The sequence below is a fragment of the Microbacterium sp. Leaf179 genome, from assembly GCF_001423785.1.
Taxonomy (GTDB): domain Bacteria; phylum Actinomycetota; class Actinomycetes; order Actinomycetales; family Microbacteriaceae; genus Microbacterium.
In genome coordinates this window covers 949,548-967,456 of record NZ_LMPH01000001.1, presented here as the reverse complement: position 1 = coordinate 967,456, position 17,909 = coordinate 949,548, and the positions used below count along the sequence as shown (strand labels likewise).

General features: G+C 70.2%; 13 protein-coding genes. 10 read left to right on the top strand and 3 right to left on the bottom strand.

Annotated features, from left to right (window positions below; all coding sequences use genetic code 11):
• Window positions 1–16: 16 nt before the first annotated feature.
• Both ASF96_RS04490 and uxaC read right to left on the bottom strand, forming a co-directional pair.
• On the bottom strand, window positions 17–1,369 hold the full coding sequence (locus ASF96_RS04490) for a mannitol dehydrogenase family protein (RefSeq protein WP_235560526.1): 1,353 nt from the start codon (window positions 1,367–1,369) through the stop codon (window positions 17–19).
• Window positions 1,366–2,760: a glucuronate isomerase gene (gene uxaC, locus ASF96_RS04485; protein ID WP_055936325.1), complete on the bottom strand. Its 1,395-nt coding sequence runs from the start codon at window positions 2,758–2,760 to the stop codon at window positions 1,366–1,368. Before uxaC ends, ASF96_RS04490 begins: the two co-directional genes overlap by 4 nt.
• A gap of 195 nt (window positions 2,761–2,955) precedes the next feature.
• Here uxaC and manD point away from each other — a divergent pair, with 195 nt between their 5' ends.
• Genes manD through ASF96_RS04465 form a run of 4 tightly spaced genes read left to right on the top strand, consistent with a single transcriptional unit; the run spans window position 2,956 to window position 7,373 of the window.
• Window positions 2,956–4,194: a D-mannonate dehydratase ManD gene (manD, locus tag ASF96_RS04480; protein ID WP_055936322.1), complete on the top strand. Its 1,239-nt coding sequence runs from the start codon at window positions 2,956–2,958 to the stop codon at window positions 4,192–4,194.
• On the top strand, window positions 4,191–4,703 hold the full coding sequence (locus ASF96_RS04475) for a gluconokinase (protein WP_235560525.1): 513 nt from the start codon (window positions 4,191–4,193) through the stop codon (window positions 4,701–4,703). Before manD ends, ASF96_RS04475 begins: the two co-directional genes overlap by 4 nt.
• Before the next feature lie 40 nt (window positions 4,704–4,743).
• The gene (locus ASF96_RS04470) at window positions 4,744–5,793 is read left to right on the top strand and encodes an SDR family NAD(P)-dependent oxidoreductase (RefSeq protein ID WP_442922472.1); all 1,050 of its coding nucleotides are present in this window, start codon (window positions 4,744–4,746) and stop codon (window positions 5,791–5,793) included.
• Complete coding sequence (locus ASF96_RS04465; protein ID WP_200934067.1) at window positions 5,790–7,373, top strand: GH35 family beta-galactosidase; 1,584 nt, start codon at window positions 5,790–5,792, stop codon at window positions 7,371–7,373. The genes ASF96_RS04470 and ASF96_RS04465 overlap by 4 nt, the downstream gene beginning before the upstream one ends.
• On the opposite strand, the gene ASF96_RS04460 is transcribed toward ASF96_RS04465, so the two are convergent.
• Entirely contained in the window at window positions 7,357–7,968 is a 612-nt protein-coding gene (locus ASF96_RS04460; protein WP_055936314.1) for a TetR/AcrR family transcriptional regulator, read from the bottom strand. The genes ASF96_RS04465 and ASF96_RS04460 overlap by 17 nt on opposite strands.
• A 161-nt stretch (window positions 7,969–8,129) precedes the next feature.
• On the opposite strand from ASF96_RS04460, the gene ASF96_RS04455 reads away from it, so the two are divergent.
• From ASF96_RS04455 to ASF96_RS04430, 6 genes are all read left to right on the top strand, one after another.
• Window positions 8,130–9,485, top strand: coding sequence for an MFS transporter (locus tag ASF96_RS04455; RefSeq protein WP_055936311.1), 1,356 nt, complete (start codon window positions 8,130–8,132; stop codon window positions 9,483–9,485).
• Window positions 9,482–12,214 (top strand): family 78 glycoside hydrolase catalytic domain, encoded by a 2,733-nt coding sequence (locus ASF96_RS04450; RefSeq protein WP_162239399.1) that lies wholly within the window; start codon window positions 9,482–9,484, stop codon window positions 12,212–12,214. Before ASF96_RS04455 ends, ASF96_RS04450 begins: the two co-directional genes overlap by 4 nt.
• Window positions 12,211–13,452 (top strand): glycoside hydrolase family 1 protein, encoded by a 1,242-nt coding sequence (locus ASF96_RS04445; RefSeq protein WP_055937678.1) that lies wholly within the window; start codon window positions 12,211–12,213, stop codon window positions 13,450–13,452. The genes ASF96_RS04450 and ASF96_RS04445 overlap by 4 nt, the downstream gene beginning before the upstream one ends.
• On the top strand, window positions 13,449–14,261 hold the full coding sequence (locus ASF96_RS04440) for an SDR family NAD(P)-dependent oxidoreductase (protein WP_055936308.1): 813 nt from the start codon (window positions 13,449–13,451) through the stop codon (window positions 14,259–14,261). Before ASF96_RS04445 ends, ASF96_RS04440 begins: the two co-directional genes overlap by 4 nt.
• 12 nt (window positions 14,262–14,273) lie before the next feature.
• Window positions 14,274–16,064 carry a family 43 glycosylhydrolase gene (locus ASF96_RS04435; RefSeq protein ID WP_055936305.1) on the top strand — a complete coding sequence of 597 codons (1,791 nt, stop codon included), beginning with the start codon at window positions 14,274–14,276 and terminating at the stop codon, window positions 16,062–16,064.
• A 168-nt stretch (window positions 16,065–16,232) separates the two neighbouring features.
• Window positions 16,233–17,792, top strand: a complete 1,560-nt coding sequence (locus ASF96_RS04430; RefSeq protein WP_235560524.1) for a hypothetical protein — start codon at window positions 16,233–16,235, stop codon at window positions 17,790–17,792.
• Window positions 17,793–17,909 lie beyond the last annotated feature (117 nt).

Here is a 17,909-nt window from a genome sequence, read left to right as displayed (position 1 = left end):
AAGTGTGGTCGATTCGTTACGCGGGGAAAGCCGAGGCGGCCTGCTCGACCCGCTCGAGGGCGTCGCCGTCGACGAGCGCGGACGAGGAGCCCTGGATGAGCGCTCGTGCTGAGAGGTCCGCCGGGCTGCCGCCGATGAGCCCGCGCCGCAGGGCGGCGAGGCACGCGCCGAGTGCGGTGATGCTCCCCTCGGCGCGGCCGCCGGCGGCGAGCACGAGTTCGGCGATCGGCACGATCCGCAGGCGGAGCTTGGTCTCGGCGTCCTGCCCGATCTGCTGCAGCCGGTGCTCGATCCGCGGGTTCGAGAAGCGCTTGAGGAGCGCCTCCCGATATTCCGGGATCCCGAGCTCGGCGGGGAGCAGGGTGGCCGCGTCGTCCCAGAGGGCGCTCACCGCGACGCGGCAGACCGGGTCCGCGACGGCCGCGGCGACGGTCTCGTGACCGCGCAGTCGCCCGAGGGCTGCGAGCAGGGTGTGCGCGCCGTTGAGGAGCCAGAGCTTGCGGGACTCCCAGGGGTCGAGGTCGTCGACGAAGCGTGCGCCGGCGCTTTCCCAGGCCGGCCGGCCGGCCGGGAAGCGGCCGCTGAGCACCCAGTCGCGGAACGGCTCGGCGACCACCGGGGCCTCGTCCCCGTAGCGGGCGCGGAGTACGGCCTCCTCCTCGGTGGAGATCCGCGGGGTGATGCGGTCGATCGAGGTGGAGACGAAGGAGGCGTTCATGGCGACCCAGGCGGCGAGCTCGGGAGCGATCCCCTCGACCCAGGCCGCGACGCCGCGGGCGAGGCGGTCGCCGTTGTCGGGGAGATTGTCGCAGGAGACGATGGCGATCGGCCCGCCCTCTGCTCGGCGCCGGGACTCGAGCCCGAGCAGCAGTCGGCCAAGGGCTGTTTCCGGTGCCGCGTCCTGCGGCTCCAGCCGGCCGGCTGCGACAGCGGCGAGCTCGTTGCGATCGCGCCGAACCAGCGGGTCGTCGATGTCTGGGCCGCCGTCCGCGCCGAGCCGGTAGCCGATCTCGGTGATGGTCAGTGTGACCACGGCTGTGTCGGTGGCGGAGAGATCGCGCAGCAGGCTCGGTAGGTCGTCTCCGGCGTGTGCGCGGACGACGCTGCTGACCACGTCGGCGCGGTCGCCGTCCTCCGCGCGCTCCACGAGCGTGTAGAGCCCGTCCTGGCGCATGAGGCGGTCGGCGAGGTCGCGGCTGCGGCCGGTGTAGGCGGCGATCCCCCAGTGGGCGCCGTCTTCGCTCGCCTGGGTGTACCAGGCGGTGTGCGAGCGGCTGAAGGCGCCGAGGCCGAGGTGGACGATGCGGACGGGCGGCGCGGGTTTCGCTCGGGTGAGGTGAGGTGCGCCGATGGTCGTGGTGGTGCTCACAGCTTGAAGACCCTTCTGGGCTGGTCCCCGACACCGTCGAGGATGGTGCGCTCGGCGGCGCGCGGGCTCAGGCGTCCCTCCGCGACCAGCCGCGCGAGGAAGGCCGCGTCGGCGCGTCGCGCGGTGTCGTGCCGGGCGGGGATGGAGAGGAACGCTCGGGTGTCGTCGATGAAGCCTGATCCGCGGGAGAAGCCGGCGGTCTCGGTGACCGCCGAGCGGAACCGGCCGATCGCGTCAGGCGCGTCGAGGAACCACCACGGGGCGCCAATGTAGACCGACGGGTAAAAGCCGGCCAGTGGGGCGATCTCGCGAGAGTAGACGGTCTCGTCGACTGCGAAGAGCACGAGGTGGAAGTCGCGCTCGAGGCCGAAGCGCTCGAGCAGCGGTCGCAGTCCCCGCACGTACTCGGTCGCGACGGGGAGGTCGTGCCCGGTGTCCGGGCCGAAGCGGCGCCGGGTCGCACTGCTGTGGTTGCGCAGCACGCCGGCGTGCACGGTCATCACCAAGCCGTCCTCGACGCTCATCCGGGCCATCTGAAGCAGCATGTGCGCACGGAAGAGCGCTCGCTCCTCCCGAGATGCGGCGCCGGCGAGGACGGTGGCGAACAGCACTTCTGCCTCGGCGGCGTCGAGGTCAGCGGTGAGCGGCTGCTCGACGCCGTGGTCGGCCGAGACGGCGCCGTGGGCGCGGAAGTGCGCGCGCCGCTCCTCGAGGGCGCCCAGGTAGCCGGCGAAGGTCGTCGGCTTGCCGGTGCTGCCCAGCAGCTTCTCGACGTCGTCGCGGAAGCACTCGGCGTCAGGGTCGAGGTAGCGGTCGGGCCGGAAGGTCGGCAGGACCCGGCCCGGGAGCGTCCCGACGAGTGCTGCATGCACGGCGAGGTCATCCAGCGGGTCGTCCGTTGTGGCAAGGACCTCGATGCCGAAGCGCTCGAAGAGCGCGCGGGGACGGAAGCCGGGCGCGGCCAGGCGCTCGCTGATCGCGTCGTAGAGGCCGTCCGCCGAGTCCACGTCGAGCTGACTGTCGACGCCGAGCACCTGCGACAGCTCCTCCTCAAGCCAGTAGCCGGAGGCGGTGCCCGCGAAGAGGTGCCAGTGCGCGCCGAGGATCCGCCAGACCTCCCGCGGGTCGGCTCGGTGCCCGCCGAGTCCGAGCGCGGCGTAGTCGACACCGGCCGCGTGCAGGAGACGGGTCACGTAGTGGTCCTTAGCGACCAGCAACGCCACCGGGTCCTCGAAGGCGAGGTCATCGCGGAGCAGCTCCACGGGCACGTGACCGTGCGGGGAGATGATCGGGGCCTGCGCGACGGCCTCGTAGAGGCTGCGGGCGATCTCGCGGGTTCGCGGATCGGCCGGGAGCAGCCGGTCGGGATCACGACGTTGTGGGGAGAGCATGCCGACAGTCTGTGGACGGGGTTACCAGTTGTCAACCGATTGCAGCATTTGTGCCATGTCGCGCCGTCGCTGACCAGTTTCTGATGATGGAACCGCTTGCCAAGTTGTGGATTGATCTGTTTCACTGGCCGTGCCCGCGCCGTCGCTGCACGCCTGCGACGTGTTCCCCGCGGGCCTGACCGGAGAGACCGCCGCATGCGCATCGACAGAGCCGACGTCATCGTCACCAGTCCCGACCGCAACTTCGTCACCTTGAAGCTGACCACCGATGACGGGCTGACCGGCCTGGGCGATGCGACGCTCAACGGCCGCGAGCTCGCTGTCGTCGCGTATCTGCGTGAGCACGTCGTGCCGCTTCTGATCGGGCGCGATGCGTCGACCATCGAGGACACCTGGCAGTTCCTCTACCGCTCCGCGTACTGGCGCCGCGGCCCGGTGACGATGGCCGCGATCGCCGCCGTTGACATGGCGCTCTGGGACATCAAGGGCAAGGCCGCCGGCATGCCGGTGTACCAGCTGCTCGGCGGCGCCTCGCGCACCGGGCTGATGGCCTACGGCCACGCCTCGGGCAAGACGAACAGCGAGCTGTTCGACAGCATCCGCTCGCATCAAGAGCAGGGCTACCGCTCGATCCGCGTGCAGACGGCGGTGCCGGGTCTGAAGTCGATCTACGGCATCGCCTCGAACATCACGGCCGAGGCGAACAAGGGCGTCCGCTACGACCACGAGCCCGCCCAGCGCGGCGGCCTGCCGGCCGAGGAGGACTGGGACACCCGCTCCTACCTCCGCCACCTGCCCACCGTGTTCGAGGCGGTGCGCAACGAGTTCGGCCCCGAGCTGCCGCTGCTGCACGACGGCCACCACCGGATGACGCCGATCCAGGCCGCGAAGCTCGGCAAGTTGCTCGAGCCCTACGACCTCTTCTGGCTCGAGGACTGCACGCCCGCGGAGAACCAGGAGGCGCTGCGCCTGGTCCGCCAGCACACCACCACACCGCTCGCCATCGGCGAGATCTTCAACACCGTGTGGGATTTCAAGGACCTCATCCGCGAGCAGCTCATCGACTACGTCCGCGGCGCCGTCACGCACATGGGCGGCATCACCGCGCTGAAGAAGACCCTCGAGTACGCGGCCCAGTACCAGATCAAATCCGGCATGCACGGACCCACCGACATCTCACCCGTCGGCATGGCCGCCGCGATGCACTTGGGCCTCGCGATCCACAACTTCGGCATCCAGGAGTACATGCAGCACGGCGAGAAGACGAACGCGACGTTCCGGCAGTCCTTCACCTGGACGGACGGATACCTGCACCCCGGGGACGAGCCCGGTCTCGGTGTCGAGCTCGACACCGACGAGGCGGGCAAGTACCCGTACGTGCAGGCCTACCTGCCCTACAACCGTCTCGCCGACGGCACGGTCCACGACTGGTGAGCGCCTCGGAGCACCGGATGTCGGTCGTGGTGATGGGTGTCTCCGGATGCGGGAAGAGCACCATCGGAGCGCTTCTCGCGGCCGAGCTGGGCGCGGTGTTCGTCGACGGCGACTCGCTGCATCCGCTGGAGAACGTTCAGAAGATGGCGGCGGGAACACCGCTCGACGACGCCGACCGAGGGCCGTGGCTCGTCGCGGTCGCGGAGCGGCTCGTCGACGGGGATGTCGTCGTCGCCTGTTCGGCACTGAAACGCGCGTACCGCGAGGCGATCCTTGCGACCGCGCCGGGAGCTGTGTTCGTCCACCTCGACGGCGCCCCGGAGGTCCTCGCCGCTCGGATGCGCGGTCGCAAGGACCACTTCATGCCCGCATCGCTCCTGGAGTCTCAACTCGCGACGCTGCAGCGCCTCGAGTCGGATGAACCGGGCTTCGCCGTCGACATCGACGCACCAGTGAACGTCGTCGTCGCAGACGCGCTGGCGCGACTATCAGCCCGGAACGCTGCGTGAGGCCCACCTCCCTCCTATCCGCCGTCGGCACCGTGCACGAGTGACCGTCGTCCCCTCGACCAGAGAAGAGAACACCGTGACCCAGACAGCCCCCGTCACCGCCGGCAGCACGATCGGCGAGTGGCTCGCCCACCCAAAGGGCGGGCCGCTCGTGCGCGCGCTGCTCGAGCAGAGCGGGACGCAGGAGGAGATGCTCGCCCCGCTGCGCGGACTCCCCCTGCAGCAGCTCGTCGCTGTCAGCAACGGGCAGATGCCGCAGTCGGTGATCGACGAGCTGGTGCTCGCCGCGAACGACGGAGTACTTCCCGCCGAGGCCGAGCCCTCCGGCTGGTCCGAGCGGGTGACGCCCGGACGCTTCACCGGCCGCACGGTCGTCGTGACCGGTGCCGCTTCCGGCATCGGCCGGGCGACCGCCTCCCGCATCGCCCGGGAGGGTGGCCGCGTCATCGCCGTCGACGTCTCGGCGCAGCGGCTCGACGAGCTCGTGGCGAGCCACCCCGGTCTCGGGGTCGTCGCGGTGCGCGCCGACATCACGGCGCAGGACGACGTCGACGCGATCGTCGCCGCGGCGGACGGCCGGATCGACGCCCTCGCGAACGTCGCCGGCATCAACGACGACTTCTCCCCCGCGCACGAGACCAGCGACGCCGTCTGGGACCGCGTCATCGGCATCAACCTGACCGGTCCGTTCAAGGTGCTCCGCGCGGTGCTGCCGACGATGCTCGCCGCCGGGACGGGCTCGGTCGTCAATGTCGCCAGCGAGGCGGCGCTGCGCGGAAACAGCTCCGGCAACGCTTACACCGTCTCCAAGCACGGTGTCCTCGGCCTGACCCGGTCGGCGGCCTTCATGTACGGTCCGCAGGGAATCCGGGTGAACGCCGTCGCTCCCGGCGGGGTCGCCACCGGCATCCCGATGCCACCGACGATGTCCGAGCAGGGCTCGGCCCGGCTGCAGCCGTTCCAGGCGATGATCCCGACGATCGCGACCGCCGAGCATCTCGCCGCGTCGATCTGCTTCCTGCTCTCGGACGACGGCGTGAACATCAATGGCGCCGTGCTCGCCTCCGACGGCGGATGGTCCGTCCAGTGAGCGCCGAGCGTCCCTTCCCTCGGATCGAACGCCGCGGCTCCGGCTCCCGGCTAATCGTCGACGGCGAGCCCTTCCTCGCCCTCGGCGGTGAGCTGCACAACTCCAGCCCCTCGAGCCCCGACTATCTCGCTCCCGTCTGGGACCGCCTGGCCACGGCCGGCGTGCGCTCCGTGATCGGCGCGGCGAGCTGGCAGCTCGTCGAGCCGAAGGAGGGGGAGTTCGACTTCCTCGCCGTCGACGACCAGATCATCCAGGCGCGAGCGCGCGGCATCCGCCTGATCCTGATCTGGTTCGGCTCGTACAAAAACGCCGAGTCCTCCTACGCGCCTAGCTGGGTGCGCCGCGACGAGGAGCGCTTTCCGCGGGCCGAGCGCGACGAGGAGAACCTGCTGACAGGCCGCTTCAGCCTCGACGGGCCGATCCTCAGCGTCTTCGGCGAGGAGCTGCTCCGCGCCGACGCCCGCGCCTTCACCGCACTGATGGCGCACCTACGCGAGGTCGACCCCGAGCACACCGTCATCGCCGTCCAGGTGCAGAACGAGGTCGGCCTGCTCGGCGACAGCCGCGACCGCAGCCCCCTCGCCGAAGCGGCCTGGCACGCTCCGGTACCCACAGCCCTGCTCGACGCACTCGCCGAGCGCGGCGACACCTTGCAGCCGTGGCTCCGCGAGCTCTGGCGCTCACACGGCGCGCGCTCCGCCGGCAGCTGGGCGGAGGTGTTCGGCGAGGGTCCGGAGGCGGACGAGGTCTTCATGGCCTGGGCGTTCAGCCACTTCGTGAACCACGTGGCGCGAGCGGGAGAGCGCGAGCACCCTTTGCCGCTCTTCACCAACGCGTGGCTCGGGCCTCAGCCGAACGCGGCACAGCCCGGTCAGTACCCCAGCGGCGGACCCGTGGCGAGGATGATCGACGTCTGGCAGATCGGAGCACCGACGCTCGCGCTCCTGGCACCGGACATCTACAGCGAGGACTTCGCCGGGGCGGTCGCCTCGTTCGACGTCGCCGACAACGCGATCCTCGTCCCGGAGGCGCGCCCCGAGCCGGGACTGGCGAGCGTGGCCGTCGGCGCGCACGGGGCACTCGGCTTCCACGTCTTCGGGGTCGAGGACGTCCTGGACCATGAGGAGCTCTTCCGTGAGTTCGAGGTCCTGCAGTCGCTGTCGTCTCTGATCGCCGACGCCCAGATCGACGACCGGATCCACGGCTTCCGGCTCGTGACCGGTGCGAGCGAGACGGTCGAGCTGGGCGGTTACTCCGCCACCGCCTCCGGCCCGATCGACACCCGCGGCATGTTCGGGGAGGGCACAGGCGACTCCGCCGCGGTCGTCACCGGGTACGGCGTCGTGATCCACCTCGGCGGGGACGAGTTCCTCGTCGCCGCCCGGGGTGCCTCCGTCCGCTTCTCCCGACCCGGCGAGCTCGTCGAGTGGGACACGCTGATAGAGGGAGCCTTCGTCGACGGGCAGTGGCGGCCCGGCCGCACGCTGAACGGTGACGAGCGCTACTTCATGTTCCCCACGCACGACGTCCGAGTTGTACGGATCGAGCTCCTGCGTCGTCCGATCAGGGCGAGGCGATGAGCCGTAGGAACACATCGAGCAGCGGCAGCGCTCGGCGCCCGGGATCGAGCAGCGACTGGATCCGCAGGCCGTCGATCATCGCCAGGACGAGCGTGATCTTCTCGTCCGCGGTGACCTCCTCGCCGTCCCCCGCCGCCGCCAGCCGGGTGGTGGAGAAGTAGCCGCGCACGCGGTCACGACGCTGCACGAAGAAGTCGTGCGCGGGGTGCCCGGGATCCGTCGCGGCGATCGTGATCGCGAGCCAGTTGCGCTGCTCCTCCGGATGCGCGAACTCCTCCGCGAAGACACTCGAGAGCACCTGCTCCGGCGAGTGCTCGGAGGCGAGGATCCGCTCGGCGAGAGCGATGTCATCGGCATCACGCTGCCGCAGAGCCTCCAACAGCAGCTCGTCCTTCGTGGCGAAATGGCGCAGCAGCGCGGCGTGAGTGAGGCCCGCGCGGGAAGCGATGTCGCGCAGCGAGGCCCGCTCGAAGCCGTGCTCGGCGAAGCTCGCGGACGCGGCGCGCACGATCTCCGCCTTCCGGGCCGGCGTCGACGCGTACGGGCCGCGCGGGCCACGGATCGTCGCGCCCGCATCGTCCGCATCGGTCGTCATGCGGTCCTCCTCCACTGCCTGGGATCCGCTCCCCTCGCGCTTGTCAATGCTAACCACACTGGTTACAGTACGAATGGTGACCACAGTGGTCACATTTCACGGGAGCACTGCCGCTCCACGCCCGCACCGCAGCGGGCACGCCACCTGATGAAGGAGTCCCGGTGACCACGCACGATCCCGATGTCCACGTCCCCGCCGGCGCCGGGATCTCTCCCGCCGCTCCGGCCGCCGAGCCCGGGGCGGTGCCGCCGATCGACGCGGCGAGCCCCGTTGTGGCCGAGGCGCAGAAGCCGGTCAGCCGCAGCTACATCCTCTGGCTGATGCTCGCCAGCTTCGGCGGCTCGATGGCGATGATGGTGCCGCTCTCCTACGGCATCGCGCTGCGCATCTCGGAGCTCGCGCCCGGGCAGGAGCAGCTGCTCGGCGTCATCACCGGCATCGCCCAGGTCGTCTACCTCCTGATCAGCCCGCTCGTCGGCCTGTGGAGCGACCGGACCCGCTCACGCTGGGGCCGCCGTACGCCGTTCCTCTTCCTCGGCGCGGGCCTCGGCCTCACCGGCCTGCTCCTGATGGGCTTCGCGCCCAACCTGCTCCTGGTCGGCTGCGGCTGGGTGCTCGGCATGGCCGGCTGGTCGATCTCCGGTGCCGCCGTGCAGACGCTGCAGGCGGACAAGCTCCCCGACTCGCAGCGCGGGAAGGTCTCGGCGCTGACCAACCTGATGAACCAGGTCGCTCCCATCCTCGGTATCGGCATCGCCTACGCCGTCTCCTCCAGCACGCTCCTCGTCTTCGCGATCCCCGGTCTGATCGGCGCGATCCTCATCGCCGTCTTCCCCTTCGTCAAGCCGGAGGGCAGCTCGAAGGCCCTGCCCGCCGGCGCCGCCGTCACGCTCGGCTCCGTGGTGCGCAGCTACGGCTTCGACGTCCGCCGCTACCCCGACTTCTCCTGGAACTGGCTCGGCCGCTTCATCTTCTTCATCGGCCTCTACTTCAACACCACCTTCGGCACCTTCTTCTACGCGCAGCGGCTCGACCTGCCCGTCCGCGAGGTCGCCGGAGTCGTCGCCAGCATCGGCATGCTCGGCGTCGTCGCCGCGACCGGCGGGGCGCTGCTCGGCGGCTTCCTCTCCGACCGGCTCAAGCGCCGCCGGCTCTTCGTCGCCATCTCGGCCGTCGTCTTCGTCGGCGGAGCCGTCACGGAGGCGTTCGCCTGGTCCCTGCCCCAGCTGATCATCGGCGCGGTGCTCATGCAGCTGGCGATCGCCATCTTCGCGACCGTCGATCAGGCGATCATCTTCGCGATCCTCCCCGACCGGAGCGAGGCCGGCCGCTACATGGCCGTCGTCGCCTTCGCCCAGAAGATCCCGAGCGCCGTCGCCCCGCTGATCGCGGCGGCGATCATCAGCATCGGCGCGATCGGCGCCGAGAAGAACTACACCCTGCTCTACCTGATCGGCGCGTCCTTCGCCCTGGTCGGCGGTCTAATGATCGTTTCGAAGGTCAAGGCCGTCCGATGAGCGCGCACGAGCTCGTCACGCCCGCAACCGCGCCCTTCGCCCTGACGGTCGACAGCGGCGGCGACCGCATCCCGACCACGGGCGGCTCCCCCCGGCTCTCCTGGAAGGCGCCCGTCGGCGGCGCCGCCGACCGCTACGAGATCGACGCGGTCGTCGACGACCGGCTGCTGCCCCTCGCCGAGGTTTCGTCATCGGCGTTCGTGGAGTGGCCGTGGGCCGCCCTGGCGAGCCGCAGCCGGGTGGAGTGGCGGGTCCGCGCGGCCCGGCCGGGCGCGACATGGTCACGCTGGGCAGCGTTCGAGGTGGGGCTGCTCGCTGAGGATTGGACCGCGTCTTGGATCTCCCCCGCCCCGCCCGCCACCGACGACGACGGCACCGCCGGCCGACGGCCCGCGCACCTGCTCTCCGTCGACGTCGAACTCGACCAGGAGGTCCGCAGCGCGCGTCTCTACTCGACCGCTCTGGGCCTCTACACGGCCACGATCAACGGCAGCCGCGTCGGTGCCGTGGAGCTCTCCCCCGGCTCCACCTCCTACGACCGCACGCTCTACGCGCAGGCGGCCGATGTGACCGACGCCCTCCGCGTGGGCGTGAACCGCGTCGAGGTCGAGCTCTCCGACGGCTGGTACCGCGGCGAGGTCGGCGCCTTCCGGGTCCCCGCCGAGTGGGGCACGACCCTCGGCTTCCGCGCCGAGCTGCATCTCGAGCTCGCCGACGGCAGCCACCGGGTGATCGGCACCGGCGACTCCTGGATCAGCGCGCTCTCCCGCATCACCGGCGCCGGCCTCATGGACGGGCAGACCCTCGACCTCACGGCGGCCGAGGCGCCCCCGCGACCTGTCCTGGTCGATGTCGTCGACGCCCCACCGATCGAGTGGTCGCCCGCTCCCCCGGTCCGGGTGATCGAGGTCCGCGAGCCCGTCGGCGCGTGGGAGATCCGCCCGGGGGTCTGGGTGCTCGACTTCGGGCAGAACGCCTCCGGCCGGCTCCGGCTCGAGGAGCTCGGCCCCGAGGGCACCCGCACCGTCATCGAGCTCGGCGAGCACTGCGGCCCCGACGGCGACCTCTCCACCGCCCATCTCGACTCCCACCGCCCCGGCGAGCCGGCCACGCTCTTCGTTCAGCGCGACGAGGTCGTCGCCGGCCCCACTCCCGCATCGTTCGAGCCGCGGCACACCGTGCACGGCTTCCAGTACGCCCGCATCACCCGCCACGGCGCGACGTTCGATCCGTCGACCGTCTCGATGCGAATCATGCAGACGGAACTCGAGCGCGCCGGCACCTTCGAGTGCAGCGACCCCGACCTCGTGCGCCTGCACGAGATCGCCGAGTGGAGCTTCCGTGGCAACGCCGTCGACGTGCCGACCGACTGCCCGACCCGGGAACGGCTCGCCTGGAGCGGCGACTACCAGGTGTTCATCTCGACGGCGACGCGCCTCTTCAACGTGCACGGCTTCACCCGCAAGTGGCTCCGCTCCGTCCGCGACGACCAGCTCGAGGACGGCCGGATCACCAACTTCTCCCCCGACGGCCGTCGCATCAAGCACCACGTCGACCAGCAGTTCGCGCAGATGACCGGCTCCGCCGGCTGGGGCGACGCGATCGTCGCTGTCCCCTGGGAGCTCTACCGCGACAGCGGCGACCGGCTGGTCCTCAAGGAGAACGTCGAGGCGATGACCCGCTGGGTCGAGTGGGCGCTGGAGCAGGCCCGTACGAAGCGCCACCACGTCCGGGTGCAGCGCTCCCCCGAGCCGGAGTGGTTCGAGGAGTTCCTCTGGGACGGCACCTTCCACTGGGGCGAGTGGATCGAGCCGCGCCAGCACGACGCCGACGGCCGGCCGATCGACCCGGTCCAGGCGGATCCGATGGCCTGGTTCACCGCCGACAAGGGCGAGGTGGGCACCGCCTACCTGCACCGCTCGACCGCCACCCTCGCCCGCATCACCGGTCTGCTCGGCCGCACCGCCGACGCCAATCGCTACGCCGCGCTGGCCGAGCACATCCGCGAGGCCTGGCAGGCGGCCTACCTCCGCGAGAACGGGATCACCTCCGTCGACTCGCAGGCCTCCTACGTCCGCGCGCTCTCCTTCGGACTCGTGCCCGAGCAGCTGCGGGCCGCGGCCGCCGATCGACTCGTCGAGCTCATCCATGCCGCCGACGACCATCTCGGCACCGGCTTCCTCTCCACCGGCGACCTGCTTCCGGTGCTGGCCGAGATGGGGCACACCGATACCGCCTACTCGCTCCTGCGCCGACGCACCGCGCCGTCGTGGCTGCACATGCTCGACCGCGGCGCCACCACGGTCTGGGAGGACTGGGAGGGGATCGACGACGCCGGCCAGGCCCACGAGTCGCTGAACCACTACAGCAAGGGCGCCGTCGTCCGCTTCCTGCACACCCACCTGCTCGGGCTGCGCCAGGACGAGGACTCGATCGGCTGGCGCTCCGTCATCATCGCGCCCGTCCCCGGACCCGATCTCGAGTGGGCCCGCGGCAGCCACGAGTCACCGCAGGGCACGCTCCGCGTCGAGTGGCGCCGCGAGGGCGACGAGCTCGTCGTCGACGTCGATCTGCCCGAGGGCACCACCGGACGACTGCTCTTCCCCGACGGATACGAGCTGCACGTGCGAGCAGGCGCCACGCGTGCGGCGCGGCCGCTGCCCGCCACTGCCCCGACGACCGACCACGACGCCGCCCTCGCGACGGCGCAGACCGAAGGACGATCATGACTGAATTCCCGAACGGCTTCCTCTGGGGCTCCGCCACCGCCGGCCACCAGATCGAGGGCAACAACACGAACAGCGACTGGTGGGCGCGCGAGCAGATGATGCCCGGCATGGAGCTCTCCGGCGACGCCTGCGACAGCTACCACCGCTACCACGAGGACATCTCCCTGCTCGCCGACGCCGGCCTCACCGCCTACCGTTTCAGCCTCGAGTGGTCGCGTATCGAGCCCGTGCGCGGGCACTTCTCCCGCGCAGAGCTCGCCCACTACCGCCGGATGATCGAGTTCTGCTTCGAGCGCGGAGTCACTCCGGTCGTCACCCTGCAGCACTTCACCACCCCGCAGTGGTTCGCCGAGAACGGCGGCTGGATCGCTGAGGACGCCTCAGAGCTGTTCGAGCGCTTCGTCACCGAGGCGACGACCATCCTCGACGGCGTCGAGTGGGTCGTGACCATGAACGAGCCGAACATGCAGGCCGCCATCATGACGGCGATGCGGCGCCTCAGCGAGGCGGGCAGCGGCGAGTGGCAGAGCCCGACCGTCGAGGCCGCCGACGACGGAGACGGAGAGAAGAAGTCCCACGGCGACTTCCTCACCTACGCCGATCCCGAGCTCGGCCGGATGTTCGCCCGGATCCACCACGCCGCCCGCGCCATTGTGCGCGAGCGCACCTCGGCGAAGGTCGGCTGGACCATCGCCGCCGGCGCACTGACCGCGGCCCCCGGCGGCGAGGAGAAGCTGCTCGAGATCCGCCTCGGCAAGGAGGACGTCTACTGGGAGGGCAGCCGCGGCGACGACTTCGTGGGCGTCCAGGCCTACTCCAGCCAGGAGGTGGACGCGCGCGGCCTCGTCCCGCACCCGCCGCACCCCGACAACACCCTCGTCGGCACCGCCTACCGCCCCGACGCGCTCGCCATGGCGGTACGCCATGCCTGGGAGGTGACGCAGGGCGTCCCCGTCCTCGTCACCGAGAACGGCATCGCGACCGCGGACGACACCCAGCGCATCCGCTACACCGATGAGGCGCTGCAGGGCCTCGCCCACACGATCGACGAGGGGATCGACGTGCGCGGCTACCTGCACTGGTCGCTCCTCGACAACTTCGAGTGGGGCCACTGGGAGCCGACCTTCGGCCTGATCGCCGTCGACCGCCAGACCTTCGTCCGCTCGCCCAAGCCGAGCCTCGCCTGGCTCGGCCGGGTCGCGGCCAAGAACGCGCTGGTCGCAGAGGTCGCCCGATGACCACCGCGTTCCTCGACGCGACAGCCGTCCCCGTCGCGCAGCTGCTCGACCTGACCGGCCGCCGCGCGGTCGTCACCGGCGGCGCTCAGGGTCTGGGGCGGGCCATCGCCGCCCGACTCGCCGAGGCTGGAGCCGATGTCGCGGTCGCCGACCTCGACCTGGGCCGGGCCGCGGCCACGGCAGCAGGACTGCCCGCCGGTTCGCGCACTCTCGGGGTCCGGATGGACGTGACCGACTCCGCTTCGGTCGCCGAGGCAGCCGCTCACGTCGAGGCGGAACTCGGCGGGATCGACATCTGGGTCAACAACGCCGGCATCTTCCCCGCGGTCCCGGTCGCACAGATGCCCGACGAGACCTGGGAGCAGGTCTTCGCCGTCAACACGCGCGGCGTCTTCCACGGCTCCCGCGAGGCCGCGCAGCGGATGGACGGCGGTGGGGTGATCGTCAACATTGTCTCGACCGCCGGTTTCCGCGGCACCGCGCCAGGACTCGCGGCCTACGTGGGGTCCAAGCACGCCGTCCGGGGCATGACCAAGCAGATGGCGCTCGAGTTCGCCCCGCTGGGGATCCGCGTGCTCGGCGTCGCGCCCACCTTCGTCCCCACCGAGGGCAATCTCGCCGCCGCCGCCGCAGGAGCCGCCGCTCTGGGCGATCGACCCGCTCCGGACATGCCGGTCATGACCAGCAGCCTCATCGGCCGGATCGGGACTCCGGACGACATCGCGCGCGTCGTCCTCTTCGCGGCGAGCGACCTCGCCTCGATCATGACGGGCAGCACCCTTCTGGCCGACGCCGGCCAGACGATCTGAGAAGGAGGAGAAGTGAGCACTTCGCGCACTTCCCGTCTGATCTGCAATCCCCTCGATCTCGAGTACCGGTACCAGGACGTTCGCTTCAGCGGATCCGTCGGCGGTATCGTGATCGGCGAGCCCCGTCGCAGCGTGCACCGGGAAGCTGCCGATCCCTCGATCGTGCGCTATCGAGGGCGCTACTACCTGTTCGCCTCGATGTCGCGGGGCTTCTGGCACTCCGTGGACCTCGCCCAGTGGACCTATCAAGCGACGGAGAAGCTCCCGCCCTACGACTACGCGCCGGATGTGCGCGTGGTCGATGACGCGCTGATCGTCTGCGCCTCGCGGAAGTCAGGGACCTCGCCGTTCTTCCGCAGCGTCTCACCCCTTGACGACGACTTCGAGGAGGTCGCCCCGGGGACCTTCGCCTTCTGGGATCCGAACATCTTCCAGGACGATGACGGCCGGGTCTATCTCTACTGGGGCTGCGGCAGTACTGAGCCGATCCGAGGGGTCGAGGTCGACGCGGACTTCACGCCGATCGGCGAACCCGTCGACCTCGTCGCCGCCGACGCTCGACGCCGCGGCTGGGAGCGCAACGGGGAGGACCATCGCATCCCGGAGCCGACCACCGAGCGCGAGCGTCGCGCGGCCGCATTCCTCAGCTCCGATCCTTACATCGAGGGAGCCTGGATGACCCGACGTGGGGAGACCTACTACCTGCAGTACGCGGCGCCAGGAACGCAGTACAACACCTATGCCGACGGCTATCTCACGTCGAACAGCCCGCTGGGGCCCTTCCTGCACTCAGAGGAGAGCCCGTTCTCGCTCAAGGCCGGCGGCTTCATCACGGGCGCCGGACACGGCAGCACCGTCCAGGACGAGTACGGCAACTGGTGGCATGCCGCCACCATGCGCATCAGCGTCAACGACATCTTCGAGCGGCGGATCGGGATCTTCCCGGCCGCCTTCGACGCGGACGGCGTCCTGCAGTGCGAGCAGGGTTTCGCCGACTACCCCATGACGGTGCCGGACGGCCCGTTGCCCCTCGCCTCGCACGCAGAGCCGGAGTGGATGCTCCTCTCCGGAGGTGCCACGGCACGGGCGTCTTCGAGTGCCGCCGGACATGAGCCGCTGCTCGCGACGACCGAGGACGTCCGGACGTGGTGGGTGTCGGACGGACCCGGTCGCGACGAGTGGCTCGAGGTCGACCTCGGCGAGCCGAAGGACGTCAGAGCGGTGCAGGTCAATCTCGCCGATCACCGGCTCGCCGATTTCGCGTCGGAGCTCACGGAGGGCCACGACCAGGGACACACCTGGCGGAGCATCTACGCCACTCATCAGGAGGCCGAGTACACGTTCGAGGCGTCGACGGACGGCCGAAGCTGGACGGTACTCCACGACGGAGTCGCGACCCCGCACGCGCTGATCCAGGTAGTGGAGCGCGAGCACCTGCGATACCTGCGCCTGCGCGCTCATCGACTCCCGTTCGACGGACCTCTCGCTGTCAGCGGAGTGCGCGTCTTCGGCGTGGGCTCGACCGAGGCGCCAGAGGTCGCGGCCGCCGACTGCCGGAGGATCGACCCGCTGACAGCAGAGGTCGAATGGACACCTGCTGAGCGCGCGCAGCGCTATGTCGTCCGCTACGGAACGCGACCAGAGCGTCTCACTCGCAGCCGCACCGTCCTGAACGGCACGAGCGTCGAGCTCGCAGGGCTGAATGCCGGCACCGACCTCTGGATCCGCGTTGACGCGGTCAACGAGGGGGGCGTGACGCAGGGAACGCTCGTCGGTCCGGCGGCGCATCTTCCCCAGTCGTAGCCCCGCAGGACGCGGTGTCCCCTTCCTCTGTCCGAGGAAGGGGACACCGTGCAGCGAGCCGGGGCGGCCCACTTCCCTCTTGCAACTCCCCGCGACGCTGGCGAGCCGTGAGCGCGTCTTCTGTACTCGGGATCGATTGCGGCGTCGACTTCGCGAGTGCAGTGCTTCGTGTTCTCGACGAAGAGACTCTCTTCCCATGCGCTTTCTCGACCACGTCATGCGCTCGGCCGGGACGAGACTGCTGCTCCGATAGACCTTCCACTCGCCGCCGACCGCATCGTCCACAGGAGCACTCCCATGAACCCTTCCCCTACCGCCGCCGCGCTCACCGAGCGAGCGTGGCCCCTCGAGGACGGCGACGAGGCCCTCTCCGCGCCCTTCATCGACGTCGACGAGTGGCGGGAGACACCAGTGCGCCACAGGTACGTCCGTGGCGGCTTCGCGGGAACCGACACCCTGTTCTCCTTCTACTTCCCAGAGCCGGAGACCTACGAGGGCCGATTCTTCCAGCACGTCACACCGGTGCCCCAGAGTGAGAACCTGGGCCCTGCCGATACCGGCGCCTACAACAAGATCGCTTTCTCGATCGACAGCGGCGCCTACTTCGTGGAGACCAATGGCGGCGGTCCGAGAGCTGCCGATCGGTCCTCCGGGTTGGACCCGCCCAACGGCGCGTACCGCGCGTCGGCCGCCGCCGCGCGTTTCTCCCGGAGCGTGGCCAGTGTCGTCTACCGTCGCGACCACCGACCCTTCGGCTATCTCTACGGCGGATCCGGCGGGGCTTACCGGACCCTCGGGTCGTCCGAGAGCACCCGGGGCGTCTGGGACGGATTCGCGCCTTACGTCCCCGGCAGCGATATGTCCATCCCGAACGTCTTCAGCGTCCGCATGCACGCGATGCGGATCCTCCGCGACGTCCTGCCCCAGATCGTCGAGGCTTACGACGTCGGCGGCGATCCAGCGACTCTCACGCTCACCACCGAGCAGTCGGCAGCGCTCGACGAAGTCACCAGAATGGGGTTTCCTCCCCGATCCTGCTTCGGGTGGAAGACGATGGGGATGCACGGGTTCAGCGTCCTCTACCCTGCCGTCATGGCCGCCGACCCCACGTTCGCGACCGACTTCTGGAGCGGCCAGGGATATCTCGGCGCCGATCCCCACTCCTCTGTCCATCGTGATCCCGTCACGCTCGACACCACGATCGCCGAGCTGCTCGAGGACGCCGGCGCCAGTGAACGCGATCGTGTCGCCGGCGGCGTCGACGAGTCCTTCTTGCAGCAGAACGGGAAGGTCGCGTCCACCGTCCGTCTCGACGACGCGCGGACGGGATGGATCCTCGGCGCGCAGCTCCTGGTGAGCTCGGGGGCCGCCGCTGGATCCGTGCTGCGCCTGTCCGGCGTGGACGGCGACCTCGCACACCTCGAACCGGGTCAAGACCACGTCGTGCACGCACTTCTTCCCGGCGACGCGGTCACGCTCGACAACTCGAGCTTCCTCGCCGCGCAGACCTACCATCGTCACCAGGTCCCGGGCCCCGAGTACACAGCATGGGATCAGTTCCGCGGCACGAAGGGCAGGCCGACCTTCCCGCAACGGCCGATGCTGCTGGGCCCTCTCTTCACGCGGGGCACCGCCGGGACCGTTCCGACCGGGGCCATCTCGGGGAAGATGATCATGGTTGCGTGTCTTCTCGATCGAGAGGCATACCCCTGGCAGGCGGACTGGTAGCGCGATCGTGTCCAGCAGCACCTCGGAGCAGAGACGGACGGCCGTTTCCGACTGTGGTATATCGACAACGCACTCCACGGCGATGACGACGAGCAGGAGTTTCCCGACAGGTCCGTC